This window comes from Amycolatopsis sp. lyj-108 (assembly GCF_046549005.1).
In the GTDB taxonomy this organism is placed as follows: domain Bacteria; phylum Actinomycetota; class Actinomycetes; order Mycobacteriales; family Pseudonocardiaceae; genus Amycolatopsis.
In genome coordinates, this window is the sequence record NZ_JAJPWQ010000005.1 from 334,728 (window position 1) to 355,839 (window position 21,112).

General features: G+C 69.0%; 21 protein-coding genes and 1 pseudogene. 19 read left to right on the forward strand and 3 right to left on the reverse strand.

The window, feature by feature from the left end; all coding sequences use genetic code 11:
- The first annotated feature begins 24 nt into the window (after positions 1-24).
- The 9 genes and pseudogenes from lepB to ACLJO0_RS20995 all read left to right on the forward strand — a co-directional run bounded on the left by lepB (position 25) and on the right by ACLJO0_RS20995 (position 9,761).
- Complete coding sequence (lepB, locus tag ACLJO0_RS20955; protein WP_125792732.1) at positions 25-954, forward strand: signal peptidase I; 930 nt, start codon at positions 25-27, stop codon at positions 952-954.
- A gap of 58 nt (positions 955-1,012) precedes the next feature.
- Positions 1,013-1,792, forward strand: a complete 780-nt coding sequence (locus tag ACLJO0_RS20960; RefSeq protein WP_410580326.1) for a ribonuclease HII — start codon at positions 1,013-1,015, stop codon at positions 1,790-1,792.
- Complete coding sequence (locus tag ACLJO0_RS20965; protein ID WP_003096226.1) at positions 1,789-2,112, forward strand: DUF2469 domain-containing protein; 324 nt, start codon at positions 1,789-1,791, stop codon at positions 2,110-2,112. The genes ACLJO0_RS20960 and ACLJO0_RS20965 overlap by 4 nt, the downstream gene beginning before the upstream one ends.
- Before the next feature lie 239 nt (positions 2,113-2,351).
- Entirely contained in the window at positions 2,352-2,738 is a 387-nt protein-coding gene (locus tag ACLJO0_RS20970) for a YraN family protein (protein WP_410580142.1), read from the forward strand.
- Positions 2,739-3,776, forward strand: a pseudogene (locus ACLJO0_RS20975) (YifB family Mg chelatase-like AAA ATPase); the annotation flags it as partial. It abuts the gene before it with no gap.
- A 240-nt stretch (positions 3,777-4,016) separates the two neighbouring features.
- Positions 4,017-5,309 carry a tyrosine-type recombinase/integrase gene (locus tag ACLJO0_RS20980; RefSeq protein WP_410580327.1) on the forward strand — a complete coding sequence of 431 codons (1,293 nt, stop codon included), beginning with the start codon at positions 4,017-4,019 and terminating at the stop codon, positions 5,307-5,309.
- A gap of 74 nt (positions 5,310-5,383) precedes the next feature.
- Positions 5,384-7,219 carry a hypothetical protein gene (locus tag ACLJO0_RS20985; protein WP_410580143.1) on the forward strand — a complete coding sequence of 612 codons (1,836 nt, stop codon included), beginning with the start codon at positions 5,384-5,386 and terminating at the stop codon, positions 7,217-7,219.
- Positions 7,216-9,315, forward strand: a complete 2,100-nt coding sequence (locus ACLJO0_RS20990) for a hypothetical protein (RefSeq protein WP_410580144.1) — start codon at positions 7,216-7,218, stop codon at positions 9,313-9,315. Before ACLJO0_RS20985 ends, ACLJO0_RS20990 begins: the two co-directional genes overlap by 4 nt.
- Positions 9,312-9,761, forward strand: coding sequence for a hypothetical protein (locus ACLJO0_RS20995; protein WP_410580145.1), 450 nt, complete (start codon positions 9,312-9,314; stop codon positions 9,759-9,761). The genes ACLJO0_RS20990 and ACLJO0_RS20995 overlap by 4 nt, the downstream gene beginning before the upstream one ends.
- 132 nt (positions 9,762-9,893) lie before the next feature.
- On the opposite strand, the gene ACLJO0_RS21000 is transcribed toward ACLJO0_RS20995, so the two are convergent.
- Both ACLJO0_RS21000 and ACLJO0_RS21005 read right to left on the reverse strand, forming a co-directional pair.
- A complete protein-coding gene (locus ACLJO0_RS21000; RefSeq protein ID WP_410580146.1) occupies positions 9,894-10,118 on the reverse strand; it encodes a DUF397 domain-containing protein in 225 nt (74 codons plus the stop codon).
- A gap of 5 nt (positions 10,119-10,123) precedes the next feature.
- The gene (locus ACLJO0_RS21005) at positions 10,124-11,053 is read right to left on the reverse strand and encodes a helix-turn-helix domain-containing protein (protein WP_410580147.1); all 930 of its coding nucleotides are present in this window, start codon (positions 11,051-11,053) and stop codon (positions 10,124-10,126) included.
- 188 nt (positions 11,054-11,241) lie between these two features.
- On the opposite strand from ACLJO0_RS21005, the gene ACLJO0_RS21010 reads away from it, so the two are divergent.
- The 8 genes from ACLJO0_RS21010 to fxlM all read left to right on the forward strand — a co-directional run bounded on the left by ACLJO0_RS21010 (position 11,242) and on the right by fxlM (position 18,899).
- Positions 11,242-11,679, forward strand: coding sequence for a hypothetical protein (locus ACLJO0_RS21010; RefSeq protein ID WP_410580148.1), 438 nt, complete (start codon positions 11,242-11,244; stop codon positions 11,677-11,679).
- Positions 11,680-11,699: 20 nt separating this feature from the next.
- Positions 11,700-12,230 (forward strand): DUF4254 domain-containing protein, encoded by a 531-nt coding sequence (locus tag ACLJO0_RS21015; protein WP_410580149.1) that lies wholly within the window; start codon positions 11,700-11,702, stop codon positions 12,228-12,230.
- Positions 12,231-12,234: 4 nt separating this feature from the next.
- Entirely contained in the window at positions 12,235-12,537 is a 303-nt protein-coding gene (locus tag ACLJO0_RS21020; RefSeq protein ID WP_410580150.1) for a hypothetical protein, read from the forward strand.
- 11 nt (positions 12,538-12,548) lie between these two features.
- Positions 12,549-12,896, forward strand: a complete 348-nt coding sequence (locus ACLJO0_RS21025; RefSeq protein ID WP_410580151.1) for a hypothetical protein — start codon at positions 12,549-12,551, stop codon at positions 12,894-12,896.
- Positions 12,897-13,133: 237 nt separating this feature from the next.
- Positions 13,134-13,289, forward strand: a complete 156-nt coding sequence (locus tag ACLJO0_RS21030; protein WP_410580152.1) for an FxLD family lanthipeptide — start codon at positions 13,134-13,136, stop codon at positions 13,287-13,289.
- Positions 13,290-13,371: 82 nt separating this feature from the next.
- Positions 13,372-16,422, forward strand: a complete 3,051-nt coding sequence (locus tag ACLJO0_RS21035) for a lantibiotic dehydratase (protein ID WP_410580153.1) — start codon at positions 13,372-13,374, stop codon at positions 16,420-16,422.
- Positions 16,419-17,612, forward strand: a complete 1,194-nt coding sequence (locus ACLJO0_RS21040; protein ID WP_410580154.1) for a lanthionine synthetase C family protein — start codon at positions 16,419-16,421, stop codon at positions 17,610-17,612. The genes ACLJO0_RS21035 and ACLJO0_RS21040 overlap by 4 nt, the downstream gene beginning before the upstream one ends.
- A gap of 69 nt (positions 17,613-17,681) precedes the next feature.
- A complete protein-coding gene (fxlM, locus tag ACLJO0_RS21045; protein WP_410580155.1) occupies positions 17,682-18,899 on the forward strand; it encodes a methyltransferase, FxLD system in 1,218 nt (405 codons plus the stop codon).
- Positions 18,900-18,995: 96 nt separating this feature from the next.
- Here the strand turns inward: fxlM and ACLJO0_RS21050 are convergent, their stop codons facing one another.
- The gene (locus tag ACLJO0_RS21050; protein WP_410580156.1) at positions 18,996-19,412 is read right to left on the reverse strand and encodes a hypothetical protein; all 417 of its coding nucleotides are present in this window, start codon (positions 19,410-19,412) and stop codon (positions 18,996-18,998) included.
- Between the two features lie 403 nt (positions 19,413-19,815).
- Between ACLJO0_RS21050 and ACLJO0_RS21055 the strand changes: the two genes are divergently transcribed.
- Positions 19,816-20,274 (forward strand): hypothetical protein, encoded by a 459-nt coding sequence (locus ACLJO0_RS21055; protein WP_410580157.1) that lies wholly within the window; start codon positions 19,816-19,818, stop codon positions 20,272-20,274.
- Positions 20,271-21,068, forward strand: a complete 798-nt coding sequence (locus tag ACLJO0_RS21060; RefSeq protein WP_410580158.1) for a DUF2637 domain-containing protein — start codon at positions 20,271-20,273, stop codon at positions 21,066-21,068. Before ACLJO0_RS21055 ends, ACLJO0_RS21060 begins: the two co-directional genes overlap by 4 nt.
- Positions 21,069-21,112 lie beyond the last annotated feature (44 nt).

Here is a 21,112-nt window from a genome sequence, read left to right on the forward strand (position 1 = left end):
CGCGGTTACAGGTAACCTGGCGTCGTGGTCGAACCCGTGTCACAGAACACGTCCGAAGATGAGCCCGATCGCCCCGAAGAGGAGCGCCCGACCAGGGCCTCCCGACGGGGCCGGTCCGGGTCCAAGAAATTCGGCAAGGTCAACAAGAAGCGGTCGTTCTGGAAGGAACTGCCGATCCTGATCGTCGTCGCGCTCGTGCTGACGATCTTGATCCAGCAGTTCCTCGCCAAGGTCTACATGATCCCCTCGGGGTCCATGGAGTCCACTCTGCACGGCTGCGCGGGATGCACGGGAGACCGGATCCTGGTCGACCGGATCACGTACGACTTCACCGATCCCGGCCCCGGCGACGTGGTGGTCTTCAAGGGACCGCCGGCGTGGGCGGGCGAGATCGACACGCCGGAGTCCAGTAACATCTTCGTCAGCGGCTTCCGCGCGCTGGGATCCCTGATCGGGTTCGCCCCGCCGGACGAGCGCGACTTCGTCAAGCGGATCATCGCGGTCGGCGGCCAGACGGTGCAGTGCTGCGACAACAACCGCGTGGTCGTGGACGGCAAGGCACTCGACGAGCCGTACGTCCACTGGGAAGAGGGCATGGCGCCCACCGAGAAGACGTTCGAGCCGGTCAAGGTGCCTGCCGGATACGTCTGGGTGATGGGCGACAACCGCAACAACTCGAGCGACTCCCGCTTCCAGGGCGGCGGTGGCGTCAACGGCGCCGTACCGGTCGACAACATCATCGGCAAGGCGCGCGTCATCGTGCTCCCGCCCGGCCGCTGGGGTGGCGTTTCGGACCACAACCCGCAGGCGAACGCCCAGCCGCTGGCGCTCGGCGCGCCCGCATGGCAGCAGGGTCTTCCCCTGGGTGTCGGTGTCGCCGCGGCGTGGCCCGTGGTCTTCCTCGGCAGGCGAATGTCGTCCGGAGTGCGCAAGGCGGTCGACCGGAGGCGGTAAGGCCTTGAGAGTTCCTGTTCCGCTCACACCGGCCGAGCCGCTTCGGCCGCCGCGGGCAGTGGTGCGTGGTGACCTCTTCTGGGGGTTGCAGGGTGCGCTGGACCGGCGGGGCCTCGGGCCCGTCGCCGGTGTCGACGAGGCAGGGCGCGGTGCTTGCGCCGGCCCGCTCGTCGTGGCCGCCTGTGTGCTGCGCCCCGGCGATGCCGCGCGGCTGCCCGAGCTCACCGATTCGAAGGTGCTCACGGCCAAGGCCCGCGACCGGGTTTACGACCGGGTCGTCCAGCGTGCCGTCGACTACTCGGTCATCGTCATCCCGGCGCCCGAGGTCGACCTGTTCGGCATCCACGTCATGAACCTCGAAGGCATGCGACGTGCGGTTTCGGCACTGCGGACCACGCCGGGCTACGTCCTGACCGACGGATTCCGCGTCTCCGGGCTTCCTGCCCCGAGCACCCCCGTGATCAAGGGTGACAAGGCCGTCGCCTGCGTGGCGGCGGCGTCCGTACTGGCCAAGGTCACCCGCGACCGGATCATGGGCGACCTGCACGACGTCCACCCGCATTACGGCTTCGACGTGCACAAGGGGTACAGCACCACCGACCACAGCGCCGCGCTGAACACTCACGGTCCGAGTCCGGTCCATCGCTGGTCGTACGCGAACGTGGCCACCGCGGCCGCCGCGCACCGGGTGCGACCGCCTCACCCGGTCGTGCTCACCGTCGCGGCACTGGAAAACCCGAGCGTGCCGATACGTGCCCTCGGCCCGTACGTGGGTAACAATGAACGCTCCGCCGCTGGAACAGCAGCAAAATCGCGAGGAGGGGCGCGGATTTCATGAGCGCAGAGGATCTCGAGAAGTACGAGACCGAGATGGAGCTCTCGCTTTACCGCGAGTATCGCGACATAGTCGGCCAATTCTCGTACGTGGTGGAGACCGAGCGGCGGTTCTATCTGGCGAACGCCGTCGACGTGCAGGTGCGCGACGGCGGCGGTGAGGTGTACTTCGAGGTCCGCATGTCCGACGCATGGGTCTGGGACATGTACCGGCCCGCACGGTTCGTCAAGCACGTCCGGGTCATCACGTTCAAGGACGTCAACGTCGAGGAACTCGACAAGCCGGATCTCCGGTTGCCGGAAGACGGGCCGTTCTCCGGCTGATCTTCGGAACTGCTGAAGGCCCCTTTCATCGTGTTCAGGCACGTGAAGGGGGCCTTCATGTATTCGCGGGGCGTCTAGCACAGACCACCGACGATTCCGTCCGGTGAGCCTCCCCGACGGCCCAACCATCCACAACACCCCAGTTGTCCACAGGCGCCGGAATTGAGCCTGTTCGGCACCCGCTCACCCTGGCAGCGTTGATCGCACACGCACTGTGACGATCGCTGAGGGGGATCGAGATGATGAACACGGCCGAACAGCCGTCCACTGGGGCACCGCACATCGAGCTGGGCCGGTGGGGCGAAGAACTCGCGGTCCGGCATCTGGAGAAGGCGGGCTATGTCGTACTGAGCCGCAACTGGCGTTGCCGTGACGGCGAACTGGATCTCGTCGCGACGGACAAGAAACGCCTGATCTTCTGCGAGGTGAAGACGAGGACGGGGGTCGGCTTCGGCACTCCCGCCGAGGCGGTGACCCCGGACAAGGCCGACCGCATCCGCCGTCTCGCGCACCAGTGGCAGCGCGCTTTCATGCTCCGTTGGTGCCCGGTCCGCTACGACATCATCGCGATTGTCGCCCGGCCCGACGCCCGGCCGCAGGTGCGCCATATCAAGGCGGCGTTCTGAATGGCCCTGGCGAAAGCCTGGTCAGTCGCACTGCTCGGGGTCGAGGGCAGGATGATCGAGATCGAGGCCGACATCGGTGGAGGCTCGCCGAAGGTGACGATGGTCGGGTTGCCCGACACCGGACTGAAAGAGGCCAAGGACAGGGTCCGCTCGGCCGTCCGGAATTCGGGACGGACGTGGCCGGACGAGAGGGTGATCCTCGGTCTTTCCCCGGCGAACCTGCCGAAAGTGGGATCCGGTTACGACCTGGGCATCGCGGCCGCGGTCCTGGCCGCGACGGGGTCGGTCCCGGCCACCAAGCTGCTCAACACCGTGCTGCTCGGCGAACTCGCCCTCGACGGCCGGGTGCGGGCCGTCCGCGGCGTGCTGCCGGGATTGCTGGCGGCGCGCAATGCCGGGTACCGGCGGGCTGTTGTCCCCGCCGAGTCGCTGTTCGAAGCGGCTCTCGTGGACGGGCTGGAGGTCGGCGGGGTAACCCGGCTGAGTGAGTTCGTGGAGTGGCTCAAGGGGGAAGGGGAGCTCACCCTGCCCGAGCCGGCCGTTGTCCAGGAGCCGCCGCGGGTACCCGACCTCGCCGACGTCGTGGGACAGCCGGAAGCGCGGTGGGCCTTGGAGGTGGCCGCGGCGGGTGGTCATCACCTGCTCATGACCGGTCCTCCCGGGGTGGGCAAGACGATGCTCGCGAAACGTCTTCCCGGCCTCCTCCCGCGCCTGTCCGCCGAGGAGTCGTTGCAGGTGACAGCGGTTCACTCGATCGACGGATCGCTATCGCGGTCCGAACCGCTGGTCACCGTGCCGCCGTTCGTCGCGCCGCATCATTCGATCAGCGTGCCCGCGCTGATCGGCGGTGGCAGCGGACTGGCCGTGCCCGGCGCCATCAGCCGGGCACACCGGGGAATCCTGTTCCTCGACGAGGTGTGCGAATTCGGCCCGGAACGGCTGGAGTCGCTGCGCACGGTGCTCGAAGAGGGCGAAGTGCGCATCGCGAGGGTCAAGGGTTCTGTGCGGTACCCGGCACGCTTCCAACTGGTGGCCGCTTGTGTACGGGTGGTCATTGACCGAGCAATTTGGAAAGGGCTCGGTGTGAGCATCTGGTTTGTCCACTATGTACAGGATGATCTGCCCGTGGTGGGAGCTGTGCTTCCGTTCGTCTCGGCGCTGCCGGAGGACTGGGAGGGCTGGCTACGGGACAGTGATCTCGTCGTTGGTACGCCGTACCTGATTTCGCCGACGTTCGAGTATGACGTCGACCTCAACGCCTTCTTCCGCTCTTATGTCATGCAGGATGCGCCGAAGAACACCAGCAACGGCTATGCGCGCGATCTAGCGGCCTTTTTGAACTTTTTGTGGCGGGCCCGCGGTGAGAAGTCCTGGAGGGACGCGACGGAGGCCGATCACCTTGCCTATCTGGTGTGGCGGCGGCGAGATTCGCAAGGTCCCAAGGTCGAGGATGCCACGTGGGACCGCGAAGTCGCCGCCGTTAACAGGTTCTACAAGTGGCAGCTTGCGGCGAAGAACGTTGGGGTCAACCCGATCCCGCAAAGGCACTACCGTCTCCGGCCGGTCGAGGCCGGTGCTCGTGGGCGCGGCAGTGAGGTTGGCGAGACACCGGCCACGACTAGTCACGGAGCCAGCACGGAGAAGATCGAGTGGCTTCCGGCCAAGTCCTACCGGCGGTGGCGGGATGTCGGAATGCGGGGGTACACCCCGGAAGGCATGCCTGATCCGGTGTTCCGGGGGCGTTGGGGCGCGCGTAACGCCAGCTTCTGCGACCTGATGGTGCGCACGGGTCTTCGGCTGTCGGAGCAGTCGGCGTTGACGGTCTTCGAGGTTCCCTTGGACCTCAATATCGGTGGGTATCAGCGGTTTTGGCTGCCACCGAAGATCGCCAAGGGTGGCTCTGCCCGCTGGGTCTACGTGCCCGCCTCGGTGCGCAGGGACTTGGCTGCTTACAGCGAAATCGACCGGGCTGAAGTCATCGAGGACGCCCGAGCCGCTGGCCGGTACCGGCGGATGCGCTGTCCGTTTGTGGTCGAAGACCCGGCTAGCCCGAAAGCGCGACAGCCGGGGGGCAGCATGGTCAAAGTCAGTCAGCTTGACCCTGACGAGCGGCGCAGCCTGCTCATCGATGGCCCGGATGGACTGGAACCGGCGGTGTTCTGGCTGTCCGAGTACGGCATGCCGATGGCGAGGTCGAGCTGGCAGGACTTGTTCAGTCAGGCCAATGCCCGCTGCCGGAAACACGGGGTGGCGCTTGCGGCGCACGCCCACATGCTGCGGCACTCGTACGCGGTGATCACCCTGGAACAGCTGCAGCGTGGCCACATCGCCAACCTCGCCAAGATGAATCCCAAGCAGCGTGAGCACTGGATCCGGGTCTTCGGAGACCCGCTGGACTGGGTACGCCGCCGGTTAGGTCACCGGTCGGTCGTCACCACGCAGATCTACCAGCACAACCTGGCCGAGTTGGCGATGGAAACGCGTATGGCGCTGGTGTCGGAGGCGTGGGAAGACCCTCGGGACACGCCGCTGTACACCGATGACGATCTCGCTGACTCGGAGGAGGCGTGATGAGGTCCGGGAGGGGGAGTACGCGTACTGGACGGCCCGCTGCGCTGCCCGACGGCCGCTACGAGGCTTCGCCGGTGGTCGAGGACACCGCCGAGTACGAGGGTTTCGTGGTGCGCTTCGAGGGTGAGGACGGCCGCAAAAGGATCTTGCGGGTGGACCGGTTGCCGTTGCCGGGCTGGCACCGGCCGTTGGCGGTGGCCCTGGCCGTGTACGTCGGTCCGAGCGGCTACCGGCGAACGTATTCGTCCGTCGGTGGAGTCTGGGGCGCTGTCGGCCGAGTGGTGAGATTCCTGCACACCTTGCCTGATCCACCGGAGAGCCCGCCCGAGCTGACGGTCGCGCACCTGAAGGCGTTCCAACGCTTCCGCTCAACGTCGTCCAGCGAGAGGGCGGGCGCGAAGGATCTTGGCCAGTTCAGGGCGGTGCTCGACATGCAGCCGCTGTCCGGGCAGGTACGCCCGGAAGTTCTCGATCATCTCGCCCAGCGCTCCGACCACTGGTCGCCACGCTCGAAGCCGGGTTATTCCGATCGGGAGTTCGGCCAGATGGTCAGTGCGGCCAGGGCTGATGTCGCGAACATCCGGAACCGGATTCGCGCTGGAGAGCGGTTGCTCGCCCGCTACCAGGAAGATCCGGACGGACTGGACGAGGCAGAGCTGGAACGCGCCGCCGGGTTGGAAGATATGGCGAGGACAGGCCAGGTGCCGGTCGTGAGGCGTCATGACTGGCTGCGTAAGCGGCTTGCGCTGGCCGGGCAGTTGTTCATTACCCGGGGCGACGTGACACCGTTTCTGGTGCTGTTCGTCGCGGTGACCGAGCGCAACGTCGAGACCATCAAGGAGCTGCCGACGCAGCATCGGATCTTGGAGGATCACGCGGTCGAGCTCCGGATCGTCAAACGCCGCCGGGGTGCGCGCCGCTGGTACGAGACCGTGACATGGGAGATCGGCAAACCTGGCCGGGAGCTGCATACCCCTGGCGGGCTCTACCTGCTTGCCCATGAGCTGAGCGCCCGCAGTCGCGGGTTCAGCGGAACCAAGCTGCTCTGGTCGGTGTGGCACAACGGCCACAACACCCCTGAAAGCGGCGGCGTCGGCAGTGCTGGCGAGCACTACGGCATGTTCGACGAGAAGCTGGAGCGCAACCTCTACGCCAGTGACTGGGCGGCGAGTCATGGCCTGACCGCTGATCCGCCAGCCAGCCCCGACTCGGCTGGTGAGGATGCCGGTCCGGTGGAGGCTGTCCCGTTGCTGGTGGAGTTCAACCGGCTCAAGACCAGTGCCGATGTCCGCCGTACCCGGCAGATGGGCGGACATTTGCCTTCGGCAGCCCGCTCGAACACCTTTCCGGTGCTGTTCCGCAACTATCTGCGCGGTGACCCGACGGTCGTCGACTGGGCTCACGAAGTGGTCGGCGACGCCGTGGCCGATGCCGAGCAGTCCGCGGTGTCCGCCCATCGGCGTGCCTTACAGGACGCGGGCGGCAGCCTGCGGGTGGTTTCGGGACCGGCGGATGCGCAGCATCTTGAGCAGGCAGGTCTGGACGCGGACACCGCCCGCAAAGCCGCTGAGGGGGAGTTGGACACCGCGTGGACCGAATGTGTCGACCATGACCACCATCCCGCCACCGGCATGGTGTGCCGTGCGAGCTTCCTGGATTGCTTCCAATGCGGCAACTGCCTGGTCACTCGCAACGACCTGCCCCGGCTGCTCAGCCTCCTCGACGCGCTGGCCGAACGTCGGCAGCAGTTGTCTGAGGCTGAGTGGTGGGGACGCTACGGCATGGCGTGGGCGGCGATCCGGAAAGACGTGGTGACCAAGTTCAGCCCCGCGGAGGTTCAGCAGGCCGAAGCTGTCAAACCCGACGATGCCCTGCTCGACGTCATCGAGAATCCTTGGGAGCGTCCGTGACTGTCCCCACCGGCCTAGCCGCACCGCATCCGTTGTCCGACCAGTTCGTGCTTCACGCGCGCCCGCTGAGGTCGGGTGCGGTGCTGGATCAGACATCGCGGTTCGGCGATGACAAGTGGCTGCTGGACGCGGCGGTCATGCAGAGCCAGACACGATCTTGGATGCTGAACTTCGAGTCCATCCCCGTCCAGTACCGGCTGGTCGCCAAAGAACTCTGCTACGCGATGCTGTCAGGCCCGCTGCCTCCCGGCGAGCCGAGGCCGAAGATGGCCTCCATCCGTACGAGGTTCAGCCAGGTCAAGACCTTTCTGGACTGGCTGGATACTCGCCGCCCACCGAGTGGACGGCCGGTGAACCCCACACTGGCGGAATGCGTTGGGCAAGACCTGCTGGCCTTTCAACGTCACTTCAGCAAGGTGACGCGCAGCGCCGAGCATCGCACCAGTATCCGCGGAACGGTTCGCTACTTCTGGCGGTACCGGACTGTTCTCACAGTCGATCGGTTGCCATTCGACCCGGTGAACGTCGATGGCTGGGGCGAGCCTGCCAAGCGGCGCGCGGCCCCCGAGAACGCCACCGACCGGATCCCCGAACTTGTGCACGGACCTCTTCTGGTGTGGGCGCTGCGGTTCATCGATGACTTCAGCGAGGACATCCTGGCCGCCAGCAACCAGTGGTGGGCACTGCGTGATCCCGCCCGTCGTCCAGGACTTGGCGTCAATCGCGGCGCTGCGGAGAAGCTGCGTAGTCGCCTGGGCGATTACCTCGCGCGTGGACGCCCTTTGCCCGGCTATGCGGGCAAGGTCAATATCCTGCAGTTGGCCAAGGAGGCAGGCTGCGATCGCACGGTGTGTGAACGGCTCCGGCCCGAGATCGACGCGGCGATCGCCGTGGTTGGGGTGAGCGCTCACACCTATCTCGATGTCCAGGTCGGCGGCAGCCTCGACGGCCAGCGCTGGATCGACGGGATTACCACCGACCACACCGAAGCCGGGTTGGCCTGCCTGGCCCGGATGTTGCAGACAGCGGCCGCCATCGTGGTTTTGTTTCTGTCCGGCATGCGTGACAGCGAGGTCAAGCATCTGCGCCGCGGGTGTGTGCGGGCCGAGCGCGATGAGCAGGGCCGAACCTACCGCTGGAACGTCGTCAGCCTGGCGTTCAAGGGCGAGGACGACCCGTACGGGGTCGAGGCGACGTGGGTTGTCGGCGCGCCGGCTGTCCGCGCCATCCAGGTTCTGGAACGGCTGCAACCGGAAGGAACGGACCTGCTGTTCACGTCGTTGGGTCACGGCCCAGGTGGCAGCACACGACGTGCCAAAGGCGATGCCACGCTCACCAACAGTTCCACCAACAGGGGACTCAATGAGTTCGTCGCGTGGGTCAACGACTACTGCGTCACCCACGGCCGCGCCGACGGCATCCCCATGGTCGACAAGAAGCCTTGGCGGCTGAGCACTCGTCAGTTCCGCCGCACCCTGGCTTGGTTCATCGCGAGGCGCCCAGGCGGGGCCATCGCGGGGGCTATCGCCTACCGTCATCTGTCCGTGCAGATGTTCGAGGGGTACGCGGGCACCTCCGATTCCGGATTCAGGGCGGAGGTCGAGTCGGAAGAGGCCCTTGCCCGGGGAGAGCACCTGCTCGCGATGATTGACCAACATGAACATGAAGACCTGGCTGGCCCGGCCGCGGACGAGGCCGCACGCCGTCTGGAAGAGTTCGGCGAACGCGTCAGATTCCGGGGCCAAGTCATTACCGACAAGCGGCGCCTCGACCGGCTCCTGAAGCGTGACGACCCGGCGATCTACCCTGGCAAGTACGTCACCTGCGTGCACAAGCACGCCACCGCGTTGTGTCAGCAGCGCCGTGACAGCCACGATCATCTGCGGCCCAACCTCGGCGACTGTAAACCGCTGGCCTGCCGCAACGTGGCGCTCACCGCCGACAACATCGGCAGCCTGCGCGAGGAGATGGCCGGTATAGGCCATGAGATCGCCTCGCGTCCGCTGCTGCCCCCGCTCGTGCAGCACCAGTTGCAGGGCCGTCGCGCCGACATCGCCGCGTTCCTTGCGCGGCACATCAGCGAGGAGGAAAAGTGAGCCACCGTACCGATATGCCGGGTGAGGAGGAGGTTCGCCAGGCCGCGCAGGAGGTGATCGCCCAGACCAAGGAAACTGGGCACAGGCCCAGTGTGCTGGCCGTTGCTCGCCGGTTTGACTTGTCCAACACCACGTTCCGGCGCAACTTCCCGGAGATCGCTCGTGAGCTGAGCGAGCTGCGCCGCACACCGACTCCCGGCGTCGAGGGGCCACCCGACGCCAAGCGCTACGTCACGCTCCAGGAGAAGAACGCCGCGCTGCGTCAGGACAACGCCAGACTTAAGGAACATCTGGAGCTGGCCGTCGCGAACATCATGCGACTGACCATCGAGAACCGTCAGCTCCGCGACGATCTGGAAGCGGCCAGCAATATCACCAGGATCGGTCGCGGCGACGCCCGAACCGGCGACACCCGCGTCGAGGGCGCGGACTGGCCCTCTTCCTGACATCGGTGCCATGCTGGCGGTCCGCGGAGGGTTCGTCCAGGTCGGACGGGACCTGGCAGGCCTACCGTGGAAACGTAATGATCCCCGGCCATCGTGAGTGGCCGGGGATCATTACGTATCAAGGTGTCTGGGTCAGAGGTCGAACTCGCCGTTGCGGACGCCGGCGAGGAACTTCTCCCATTCGTGGGGGGTGAACGCGAGGATCGGGCTCGTGGCGCCGAGTTTGGTGTCGCGTACACCGATCAGGCCGGGCACGGAGCCGACCTCGACGCAGCCGTTCTCTCCACCCTGGCTGAAGCTGGCCTTGTGCCAGTTGGTCGCGGCGGCGAGGGCGGAGACGGCGTCCTCGTACCTCATGGTGATCACAGATCCTTTGCTAGCTGACGGATGAACGCCGGGGAGTCTTCCGGCTTGGTGGCCTGGACCCGCAACCGGGTCAGGGCGTTGCGGTACCTGGTGATCTCCTCCGGCTCCTCGTAGTAGTAGCCCTTGACGAGGGTCTCCACGTACACGCAGCCGGGGTAGTTCTCCAGTTCCGGGGGCGCGGACACCAGCGTGAAAGTGCCCTCGGTACCAGTGTGCGCGCCCGCGTCCAGCGGGACGACCTGCACGTCCACGTTCGGCCGTTCGGCGAGGTCGGCCAGATGGTGCAGCTGTGCCTTGGTCACCTCCGGGCCGCCGACGACGCGGCGCAGTGCGGCTTCGTCGATCACCCGCCACACCTTCGCCGGGTGCTCGCGCTCCAGCACCTCACGCTGCCGGGCCATCCGCAGGTCGACCAGCTGTCGGATCCCGTTGCCCGTGTCGGCGGCGGCCGGGACGTCGGCGTACCCGGCGCGGATCACGCCCTCGGCGTAGTCCGGGGTCTGGAACAGCCCCGGCGGCACCAGCGCGTCCCAGCCCTCGATCTGCGGCGACGAGGACTCCAGGCCGAGGAACAGGTTGAAGTAGCTGCGCACCGACGGGCCGAAGCCGATCCACCAGTCCTTGCCGCGCTTGGCCCGGTCGCGCAGGTCCTGGAAGAACTCCGCCCGTTCGCTCTGGTCGTAGAGCTCCAGCAGCTTGTCCAGCTCCAGCGGTTTCGGCAGCGACCGGCCCGCCTCGATGTGGCCGACACCTTGAACGCTGCCCTTGATCGCCCGCGCGGCGTCCTCACGGCTGAGGCCCTTGCCGTCGCGCATCCGCCGCATCTCGACGGCGAACCACCACTTGAGCGCGGTCGGGCTCTGCGCTGCCACCACCGCGGCCTCCTCTCCCATCTCGGCTTTCGGCGTCAGACGGTGTCCGGTCATCCCCACAGGATCATCCAATCGGAGCACTTACATTTTGAGCACGCTCAGATGTAGCGTGCTCAGTATGACCTGGCTCACCGTGGAGTGTGACGCTACCCGGTAGCCGCGGTCTCACCAGGGACGACCCGCCCTCGCCGGTGTGGCCGGCCTGCCCAGGACGACATCAACCGCGAAGGAGTGACCGTCCGATGACCGCGACCCTGACCGCGCCGAAGACGTCCCTGTCCGGCCTCGTCACCGCCCTCGTGCGGGGGACCCGCCGCACCGACCATTGCGCGGACCTCATCGCCGAACTGGCGACCGCCCGGCTTGCCCCCGCGTGCTTCGTACCTGGTATCGAGCACCAGGCCGCCGCCGCGATCGTGCGCACCGGCCTGCCGACTGTGGAGCACCAGCGCCGCCCGTTGCAGCGCCGCATCGACGAGCACCTGTTCCTGGACATCTCCGTCCGGACGGGCGTGCGGGTCCTGGCCTGTTGGGACGACCGGGCGCACCGCGTCCGGATGCACGTCGCCGAGGTCGGCGAACCGGGCCTGTGGGACCGCATCGTCGTGCACTTCACCCTGTGGGAGATGGCGGGCCGTCCCGTTCCCGCTACCGACGGGCCGACTGGATCGGCCTCGTGACTCTCGTGACTTCCGCCCCCATGACCACGTCGGCAGGCAGCGCGCCCGCTCCGCCGCGCGCCGCCGCCATGGTCCGTGCGTTCACCACCACTCCGCACGGCGGCTACCAGCACCCGGTGCTGGCTGCCGCGTCCGCCCTGGCTGCCGAGCACCGGAAGCGCGCGGAAGTCCACCGGGTCGTCGGCGACCCGGACGCCGGCGAGCACGCAGTGGCCACGGCGATCCGGGCCGAGCTGGACCGCGACACCGCGTGCGCGGTGCTGATCGACCGGATCGACCGGTGGGCCACGGCCGAGCTGCCCGAACACCGCACCGGGGTCCTGCACACCGAATCCCTCGGCCAGCTCATCGGCCGGCTGGTCATCGTGTGGATGCGCGGCCAGCTGCTCGCCGACGCCGGACACGGCGCCGTCCACCCGCAGGTGCGACTGGCCGCCCGGCAGCTCGGTGAGCTGGGCCGCGCCTACGACGACCTGGTCACCGACCTGCTACTCGGACGCCGCCAGCTGCCGGTCTTCCAGACACCCGCCGGACCGGCCGGGATCGCGTGAACCGATGGAGGGGGACATCCGCACGCCTGTCGGCGTGATCGTCGCGGCGGAGAGCCCGCTGGGGCGGGCCGCCGAGGCAGCCAACGACCTGAACCGGCACCTGCCCACACCCGCCGATCCCGGCAGCTGCCCGACCTGCGCGGGCCGGTTCTGGCCCTGCGCCTACTTCGATGACGCGGCGGCGCGGTTGCTGACCGCCCGACTGCGCCTGGGCGATCTGGTGCCGTTGGACCTGCACCCGCGCCTGTGGCCCCCACCCGCACCACCGGACTCGCCCCAGTGGCCAGCCGGCTCGTCCCCGAGTTGAGGAACGCGATCATGGATGAAGTACTGACCTCCACCCTCCGGGACGCGGTCTTCGGGCGGCTCGACTACCTCGAACACCTCGCGAACGAAGGCGACCAGCAGAGCAAAGCCGCGCTCGCGGACACCGAGATCGCCCGGCTGACGGGGGCTTTTCGGGCGCTGCTGACCCAGCACGCACCTGATGAACACGGCCGCTGCCCGCACTGCTCACGCTGGCTGCGCCCCCAGAGTCATCCCTGTTCGGTGTGGAATACCGCGCACCGTCACCTGCTGACCGCTGAGAACGCCGCGTCGCCCCGGACCGGCAGACACGCCTCCGCCGCTGGTCATGCGAGCACCCGCGCGCCAGCGGCTTCCTAGAGCGCGGGGGAACCCGCGGGATTCCCCCGCTCCGCGCGTTCCCCGCCTCCCGGTTCCACGGGCTCACCGAGCCCGTGCCGATGACCACCCCAAGTCCAGGAAGGAGGAGACGTTGCGCGCACGCAGTGGTACGGCTGGTCACAGCGACCGGCCGATCGGCGCCGCGCCGCAGGCAAGTCAGGCCAACGAATACCGCCGTGCATTCCCGCAGTACACGACCACGTAGGAGGAAACACCATGCCAGCGACAGCCACCCCGACCGCCGCCGTCGACGCGGAGTTCGACCTGGATTTCACCATCCTGACCGACGTCGACCCCGGTGTGGCCGCGCCCTGCGGCACCGACGACGGATGCGACCCCACCTGTGCGTCGTCGTGCACCAGCAACGCGTGAGCTGACCGTTGACCCCGGGGCCGGGCAGCGACCGCTGCCCGGCCCCGTCCCCGACCACTGCCGGATAGTGCTGGAGGACTCGATGCCAACCCCGCTCTACCGTCATCGCGGCGCCGCGTTGCTCCGGGCAGCGGCGGCACCGCTGAGCACGAATCCGCAGCACTGGCCTGATCTCGGTGACCCCGAGGACTCCCGCGCCTGGCTGGCATCGATGTGGACCAGGCCCGAGATCGCCGACGCGATCCGCCACGCCAGCCCCGGCCTCGCGAACCGCCTCGAGGCCGTACTCAGCGAACACCTCGTGCCGCGCAAGCAGGTGCGCCGCGCCACCATTGCCACACTCCGCTACGTGCTGCGCGCCACCGGCCGCCACACCCCGTTCGGGTTGTTCGCCGGAGTCGCCCCGGTCACGGTCGGCCCGGACATCGCGCCACGGTGGGGCCACGAGCACCGCGCCGCGGCCCGTGCCGACACCCAATGGATCGCCGACCTCATCGACCACCTCGAAGCATGCCCCGACCTGCTGGAGCGGTTGGACGTGGTGTTCACCAACCTGGCCACCGTCCGCGGCGGGAGACTGGAAGCGCCGCGCGGCCCGAACCGGGTCACCGCCCGGTACACCGGCGCGGTGCGCGCCGTTCGCGACGCCGCGGCGTCACCCGTGCGCTTCAGCGAACTGGCCACGGCACTCGGCACCACCTTCGCGAACGTGGCGCCCACTACGATCCGCACCATGCTCAGTTCCCTTGTCCGGCAAGGGTTTCTGCGCACCGAACTCCGTGCCCCCTGCACGGTGACTGATCCGCTGGCCCACCTGATCACCCGCCTGCACGCCGCCGACGCGGACACCGTGTCGTCGGTCGCGACGACGTTCAAGGAGCTGGAGGACATCGCGGCCGACGTGCGCCGCCACAACCAGCCCGGCACCGACCGCGCCGAACAACGCCGCCTGCGCGCCGAGCTGACCGGGCGGATGCGGACGCTGTCGTCGGCGGGACGGACCCCGCTCGGCCTGGACCTGCGCCTGGACGCTGACGTGGTGCTGCCCGAGGCGGTGGCGCGGGAGATGGAGTGGGCCGCGACCGCGCTGGTGCGCCTGACCCGCCAGCCGACCGGACACGCCCACTGGCGCGACTTCTATGTGGCGTTCTGCGAGCGTTACGGCACCGGCACGCTGGTCCCGCTGGCCGATGTCGTCGACCCCGACGCCGGGCTGGGCCTGCCCGCCGGCTACCCCGGCACCGTCCTGCCCGAACCGCATGCCAGCGTCTCCGAGCGCGACGAGACGCTGCTGGCGCTGGCGTTCACGGCTTTGGCCGACGGAAGCGGCGAGATCATCCTCACCGAGGACACGATCCAGGCGCTCACCGTCGGCGACCCAGACGTGACGCGGCAGATCCCGCCGCACGTGGAACTCGCCGGCCGCGTCCACGCCACCAGCGTCGACGCGCTGGAACGCGGGGACTACACGGTGACCGTCGCCGCCGGACGGTCAGCGGGAACGTTCACGTCCCGCTTCACGACGCTCGCGCCGGAGTCCGGGCTGGCGCAGATCTTCGCGGCGCTGCCCGCCGCCATCGACGGTGCACTGCCGGTGCAGATGTCCTTCCCGCCGGTCTACCCCAACGGAGAGAACGTCTGCCGGGTCCCGGCGTACCTGCCGCACGTGCTGGCACTCGGCGAGCACCACGACGACCGGACCGTCATCAGCCTGGATGACCTCGCGGTCACCGCGACCCGCACCGGGCTGCACCTGGTCAGCCTCTCGCGTCGACGCGTGCTCGAACCGCAGGTCGTGCACGCGCTCGCCCTGGAGAAGCAGCCGCCACCGCTGGCCCGCTTCCTTGCCCACCTCTCCCGCGCGCTGGGCGCCACCTGGCACCAATTCGACTGGGGCCCGGCCGCGCAACGGCTGCCGTTCCTTCCCCGGGTGCGATACCGCCGCGCCATCCTGTCCCCGTCTCGCTGGCGCCTGGATGCCACCGACCTGCCCGCACACGGCCCCGATCACCACGACTGGATAACGGCCCTGGCCCGCTGGGCGAACCGCTGGCGATGCCCGTCCACCGTGGAGCTGCGCGACGCCGACCGCTCCCTCCCGCTGCACCTCGCCGAGCCCGCACACCAGGCGATCCTGCACGCCCACCTGTTCCGCCACGGCCACGCCGTTCTCACCGAGACACCCGATCCTGCCGCGTTCGGCTGGGCCGGCGGGCACGTCCACGAGATCGCCCTCCCGCTGTTCACCACCCGGCCGGCGTCGCCGTCCCCGCGGATCGCCGGACGGCCGGTGGTGACCAACAGCGGCCACGGGCAGCTGCCTGGCTCGGCCGACGCCACGTGGCTGCACGCGTCCCTGTACACCCATCCTGAGCGGATCGACGAGATCATCACCGAGCAGCTTCCCGTACTGTTCGACCAACTCGTCCCCACGCCGGAGTTCTGGTTCGTGCGCTACCGCAGCCCGCACCAGACCGACCACCTGCGGCTTCGCCTGCGCACCCCGGACCGCGCCTCCTACGCCCGCGCCCTGGCCGCGCTCGGGGACTGGGCGGCCCGTCTGCGCCGAGACGGCGTCGCCGGACCGATGACCATCGGCACCTACCTGCCCGAAACCGGCCGGTACGGGCACGGCGCGGCCATGAACGCGGCAGAGGCGGTGTTCGTCGCCGACTCGGCCGTGGTGTCCGCTCAACTGCGGCACCTGCCCGCCGCGGTCATCGCCCCCTCCGCGATGGTCGCGCTGGGCATGGTGGACACCGTGGCCGGATTCCTCGGCTCCCGTAACGCGGCGATGGACTGGCTGCGTATCCGTCCCGCGCCCGACGCTGCCCCGGCCGATCGCGCCGTCCTCGATCAGGTGGTCCGCCTCGCCCGGACCGACGGGCTGGAGGAGGTGGCGGGCTGGGCCGAGCGGGTCGCCGGGCCGTGGCGGGCCCGCGCCGCCGCGCTGGCCGACTACCGCACCCGCCTCGGCGCGGATGCCGACCTCGACGCGGCGCTGGAGTCGTTGCTGCACATGCATCACAACCGGGCCGCGGGCATCGACCGCGACGGAGAGAACACCTGCCGCCGCCTGGCCCGGCACGCGGCACTCGCCTGGCAGACCAAGCACCAGGAAGCACGCCGATGACACCGATCCAGTCGATGCTCCCGCCGACCGAGGAACCCGAGCCGGGGTGGAGTCAATCCCTGGCCACCGGCGCTCCCGGAATCGCGTTGCTGCACCTGGAGAACGCCCGTAGCGGCGCCGCCTCGTGGGACAGCGCCCGCCAGTGGGTCGCCGCGATGACCCGTGGCCCGGTGACGGCCAAGCCCGACGCGGCCGGGCTCTACCGCGGGGTTCCCGCCGTCGCCTTCACACTGCACGCGGCAGGACACGACGGCGTCGCCGCGTCGCTGGGCACCCTCGATCGACACATCGCCACGCTCACCCGGCATCGGCTGGCGCGCGCTCACGAGCGCATCGACCGTGCCGAGCTGCCGCTCCTGCGCGAATTCGACCTGATCAGCGGCCTGACCGGGATCGGCGCGGCGCTGCTGCACCGCCACGGCCGCAGCGACCTGGCGGAGCAGGTGCTGGCCTACCTCGTGCGGCTGACCGAACCGATCCGCCACGACGGCGACCTGCTGCCGGGCTGGTGGTGTCCGACCGGGCCACGCGGCCAGAGCACGAACCCCTGGCGCGGCGGACACGGGAATCTGGGCCTTGCCCACGGCATCGCCGGTCCGTTGGCGCTGCTGGCAACGGCGATGAGGCGCGGCACCACCGTGCCCGGCCACGCCGACGCGATCGAACGGATCGCCACCTGGCTGGACAGCTGGCGCTGCGGCGCAGGCAGCGAGGTGTGGTGGCCCGGCACGATCTCCTACTCGGAATGGCGCACCAGGACCGTCCGCCAGCCCGGCCCGCAGCGGCCGTCCTGGTGCTACGGCACCCCTGGCCTCGCCCGTGCCCAGCAGCTCGCCGCGCTGGCCCTGGCCGACACCCGGCGGCAGCGCGCCGCCGAGACCGCCCTCGCCCGATGCGTCCGCGACGAAGGCCAGCTGGCCCTTCTGCGGGACGCGTCGGTGTGCCACGGCTGGGCCGGGCTCGTGCACACCGTGCGCCGGGCTGCCGCCGACGCCACCGAGGACAGCGACCTGCCCCAGGCCCTGCCCGGCCTGGACGCCCGCCTCCGCGACCACCTGCACCGATGCGGGCAGCCGGCCGATCCGGGGCTGCTGGAAGGCCACGCTGGAATACAGCTGGTGCAGCTGGCCCAAGCCACGAACACCGCACCCGTCACCCGATGGGATGCCTGCCTGCTGCTGGAGGGCTGACACCCGCCGAACCCACTGAACGCCACTGACCCCACCGGATACCATCCGCCCGCCGCATGGAAGGACACGATGAACAACACCGCCACCGACACCCCACCCGAGGCGCTGCGCGCGTCCATGGTCGAGCACATCAAGCACGCCGGTCACGCTCGCCGTGGCGCCGTGGAACAGGTGCTGCTTGAGGTTCCGCGCCACCGCTTCGTTCCAGCCGCCACCGTCGAGGACGCCTACGCCAACATCGCAGTGATCACCAAACGTGCCGGAGACGGCTCCGCGCTGAGCTGCGCGTCGGTACCCACCGTCGTCGCTATGCAGCTCGACCAGCTCGACGTCCAGCCCGGCAACCGGGTCTTGGAGATCGGCGCCGGAACTGGCTACAACGCCGCTCTGCTGGCCCGGCTGACCGGCCCGACCGGACAGGTCACCACCGTCGACATCGACGCGGAGGTGACCGCTGGAGCCCGGGAAGCGTTGGACGAGAACGGATTCCCCCAGGTACAGGTGATCACTCGGGACGGGTCGCTCGGCGCGGCCGAACACGCCCCCTTCGACAGGATCATTCTCACTGTCGGCGCGTTCGACCTCCCGCCCGCGTGGTGGAACCAGCTCGCGCCCGGCGGCCGGCTGGTGGTGCCGCTGAGGTGGCGGGGTCAGACGCGCAGCGTCGCGTTCGTTCGCGAGGGCGACCGGCTGCGGTCGGATTCGGTGCAGCTGTGCGGGTTTGTGCCGATGATCGGCCAGGACAGCGAGCTGTCCGGACATCTCGACGCGGACGCCTTGGTCACCCTGTACTGGGACGGCGACCAGGACCTCACGCTCGACGCGTTGACCGGTGTGCTCACCCGGCCGAAGACGTCGGTGTGGTCCGGGGTGGCCGTCGGCAGCACCGAGCCGTTCGACGGGGTCTGGCTGCGCATGACCGGCGCCGAACCGGGGACCTGCCGTATCGCCGCGGACCGGGCCGCTGTCGACTCCGGGCTGGTCACCCCCGCCATCCCGTCCCGCAGTCCGGCTCTGGTCGAGGGCGACTCGCTGGCCTACTTCACCTTCCGTCGTCTCGAGGACGGCGGAGAGCGCCGCTCGGAGCTGGGCGCGATCGGTCACGGCCCCGCCGGCGCCGAGCTGGCCGAGCGGTTGTCCGGCCAGATCCGGGCCTGGGGCGCCGCGCGGACGACCGACCCGGTCATCACCGCCTACCCGGCCAGCACCCCAGATGAGCAGCTCGGGGCCGCGCACGTCATCGACAAGCGCCATAGCCGCCTGGTGGTGTCGTTCCCCGCCGTGTAGGGCTCGGCTCCCACGGCGCCGTCAGGGCGGCGATGCGCAACGAGGTCACCGTGACCAGCACCGGGTTCCCGGCGTTGGTCACGGTGACCTTTCCTTTCACACCAGTCGATCGGGCAGCGTGAGGCGGTAGTCAGCCGAATCCCCGTTACCGCGGTTGGCGAGCAGGCCGTCTTCGACCGTTAGCTCGGTCATGCAGTCGATGACGGTCAACGCGGTGAACTGGTCGTAGACCAGCGGCGCGGCTTCCTCGTCGTCCTCCAGGTCCCGGTTCAGGACGCCCGCAACATGGGTCCGGAAGAACTCGGGCGGGCTGAAATCCAGGATCACGCCGTCCCTGTCGGCCGCTGCGGCCAGCGCCTCCACGATCGTGTTCTTGACCATCCGTCGGCGCACCGCGTCTGGGAGGCCCGCCAAGTACTCCTGCGGAGTGACGAACCTGACGCCTGGTCGGGCGTGCTCGGCGACATCCCACGGCACGCGCGGCGGTCGCAGATCACGCACGTTGTCGGCCATACGAGAACTCCCTTGGAGTCGAGTCAGAACCGGCGAGTCGCCAGCCTCGTGCCGAACAGGCTGCCGCAACGCGGCGTGCGCACGTCATCCGGGGCATGGCGTGCACGACACGGACTCTTCCGGTTCCGGGACGACGCACCATCGCTTCTGCCTGCGGAGATGTCCAGCCAAACCGCGCGGCTGGACATCTCCGCAGGCAGAAGCACGTGCGGGCGCATCCCATACCCGAGCGAGAACGGGGGGATCACCTCAGCAGTCCCAAAGTGAGCGTGCTCAGTTGTATCGTGCTCATAAGTGAGGTGAGCTTGCGGGACCGATCGGACCCGCACGGACCTACAAGTCGGCCCCGGACGCGGTGCTGGTAACACCGGCCGAGGCCTTGATCGCAGAGGAGCTGCGACCCATGTCCAACCCTATCGACACGCCCATGAACAGCCACAACGGTGCTGTTGTCCGGGTACTCAGTCCCCACGACCCGACCGGACACGTCCCGGTCGAAACGCTGGTGGACTGGTGGGCACAAGCCCGCGCCCGTGTCTTCACGGCCTCGTTCTCCACCGCCGACATCATGTCGGTGGTCGAGGACCGGTGGAGCGAGCTCGCGCTGGGCACCCGCATCGCGCAGGAGATCACCGCGGGGCGGTGGGTTGTCGTGGCCCAGTTGCTGCGGGCTGGCGCGGTGTCGGACTGGCATGACGTCGGGATCGTGCTCGGGCTCACCGGTCCGGACGCCGCGGCCGGGTTCGCCGCATGGCTGACCGCGCAGGTCGATCTCCACCGCCAGATCGGGATCGGCCTGACGCCGGCTGACGCCGACGACCTTTCCCTGCTCGCCGACGGTGTTCAGGGCGGCACCCGGTGAGCGCGCCTGCGAACGCCGAGCTGGTCGACCAGATCCGCCAGGTGATCGACGACGCGCGCGAGGCTGGCCAGCCGCCGCCGGGGCGCCCGACGCTGGCGAAGCTGACCGGCACCAGCGAGTACAAGGTACGGCTCGCCCTCGCCGAGCTGGCCTCCGCTGAAGACCGGTCAGATGACCAGTTCGCCAGCGATGGCGACACCGGCGACAGTCCGGCACCAGTCGCCACCCCGAACCCAAGCGACGGCACCAGTGCCCCTGTGGAGGCAGCCGGAATCGCGGGTGCAACCGACGCGGGGCTCAGTGAGCTGGTGAGCGTTGGTGTCCATGCTGGCGTGCGGTCGACAGCCCCGGAGGTGGCTGGCGCCAAGGTCGTTTCCTGGGCTGGATTTGTGTTCGGTTCGGTGATGTCGGTCGCGGCGAACGTGATCCACACCTGGCTGCCCGCACCGCGGATGCCGCCGGGCTGGGCACCGGGAATCGCGGCGCAGATCGGCGCGGCGGTCTGGCCGATCGGGCTGCTGCTGTCGGTCGAGGTGCTCAGCCGGGTCCAGTGGCCGGCGGGGTGGGCGTGGCGGTTCGCCCGGTTCGGCGGGACCGGCATCGTCGCGATCGGCTCGGCGGTGATCAGCTACGGGCACGTCCACGATGTGCTCGCGGCCTGGGGCTACGACCCGCTCGCGGCGCACGTCGGTCCGCTGGTTCTGGACGGGCTGATGGTGATCTCCGGGTTTGCGCTGCTCACCACGAGCCGCAGCAGGACCCGCACTGCGGACGAGGCCGACCGTGACGGATGACCCGGCCTCGGACGGCACACGGTGCTCGGCCTCCGAGAGCACCC

Bases quoted from the DNA above. Each gene is read 5' to 3' on its own strand.
- ACLJO0_RS20965 (WP_003096226.1), top strand. From the start codon at position 1,789: ATGAGCGCAGAGGATCTCGAGAAGTACGAGACCGAGATGGAGCTCTCG.
- ACLJO0_RS20970 (WP_410580142.1), top strand. From the start codon at position 2,352: ATGATGAACACGGCCGAACAGCCGTCCACTGGGGCACCGCACATCGAG.
- ACLJO0_RS20980 (WP_410580327.1), top strand. From the start codon at position 4,017: ATGCAGGATGCGCCGAAGAACACCAGCAACGGCTATGCGCGCGATCTA.
- ACLJO0_RS21000 (WP_410580146.1), bottom strand. From the start codon at position 10,118: ATGAGGTACGAGGACGCCGTCTCCGCCCTCGCCGCCGCGACCAACTGG.
- ACLJO0_RS21005 (WP_410580147.1), bottom strand. From the start codon at position 11,053: ATGACCGGACACCGTCTGACGCCGAAAGCCGAGATGGGAGAGGAGGCC.
- ACLJO0_RS21010 (WP_410580148.1), top strand. From the start codon at position 11,242: ATGACCGCGACCCTGACCGCGCCGAAGACGTCCCTGTCCGGCCTCGTC.
- ACLJO0_RS21015 (WP_410580149.1), top strand. From the start codon at position 11,700: ATGACCACGTCGGCAGGCAGCGCGCCCGCTCCGCCGCGCGCCGCCGCC.
- ACLJO0_RS21020 (WP_410580150.1), top strand. From the start codon at position 12,235: ATGGAGGGGGACATCCGCACGCCTGTCGGCGTGATCGTCGCGGCGGAG.
- ACLJO0_RS21025 (WP_410580151.1), top strand. From the start codon at position 12,549: ATGGATGAAGTACTGACCTCCACCCTCCGGGACGCGGTCTTCGGGCGG.
- ACLJO0_RS21030 (WP_410580152.1), top strand. From the start codon at position 13,134: ATGCCAGCGACAGCCACCCCGACCGCCGCCGTCGACGCGGAGTTCGAC.
- ACLJO0_RS21035 (WP_410580153.1), top strand. From the start codon at position 13,372: ATGCCAACCCCGCTCTACCGTCATCGCGGCGCCGCGTTGCTCCGGGCA.
- ACLJO0_RS21040 (WP_410580154.1), top strand. From the start codon at position 16,419: ATGACACCGATCCAGTCGATGCTCCCGCCGACCGAGGAACCCGAGCCG.
- fxlM (WP_410580155.1), top strand. From the start codon at position 17,682: ATGAACAACACCGCCACCGACACCCCACCCGAGGCGCTGCGCGCGTCC.
- ACLJO0_RS21050 (WP_410580156.1), bottom strand. From the start codon at position 19,412: ATGGCCGACAACGTGCGTGATCTGCGACCGCCGCGCGTGCCGTGGGAT.
- ACLJO0_RS21055 (WP_410580157.1), top strand. From the start codon at position 19,816: ATGTCCAACCCTATCGACACGCCCATGAACAGCCACAACGGTGCTGTT.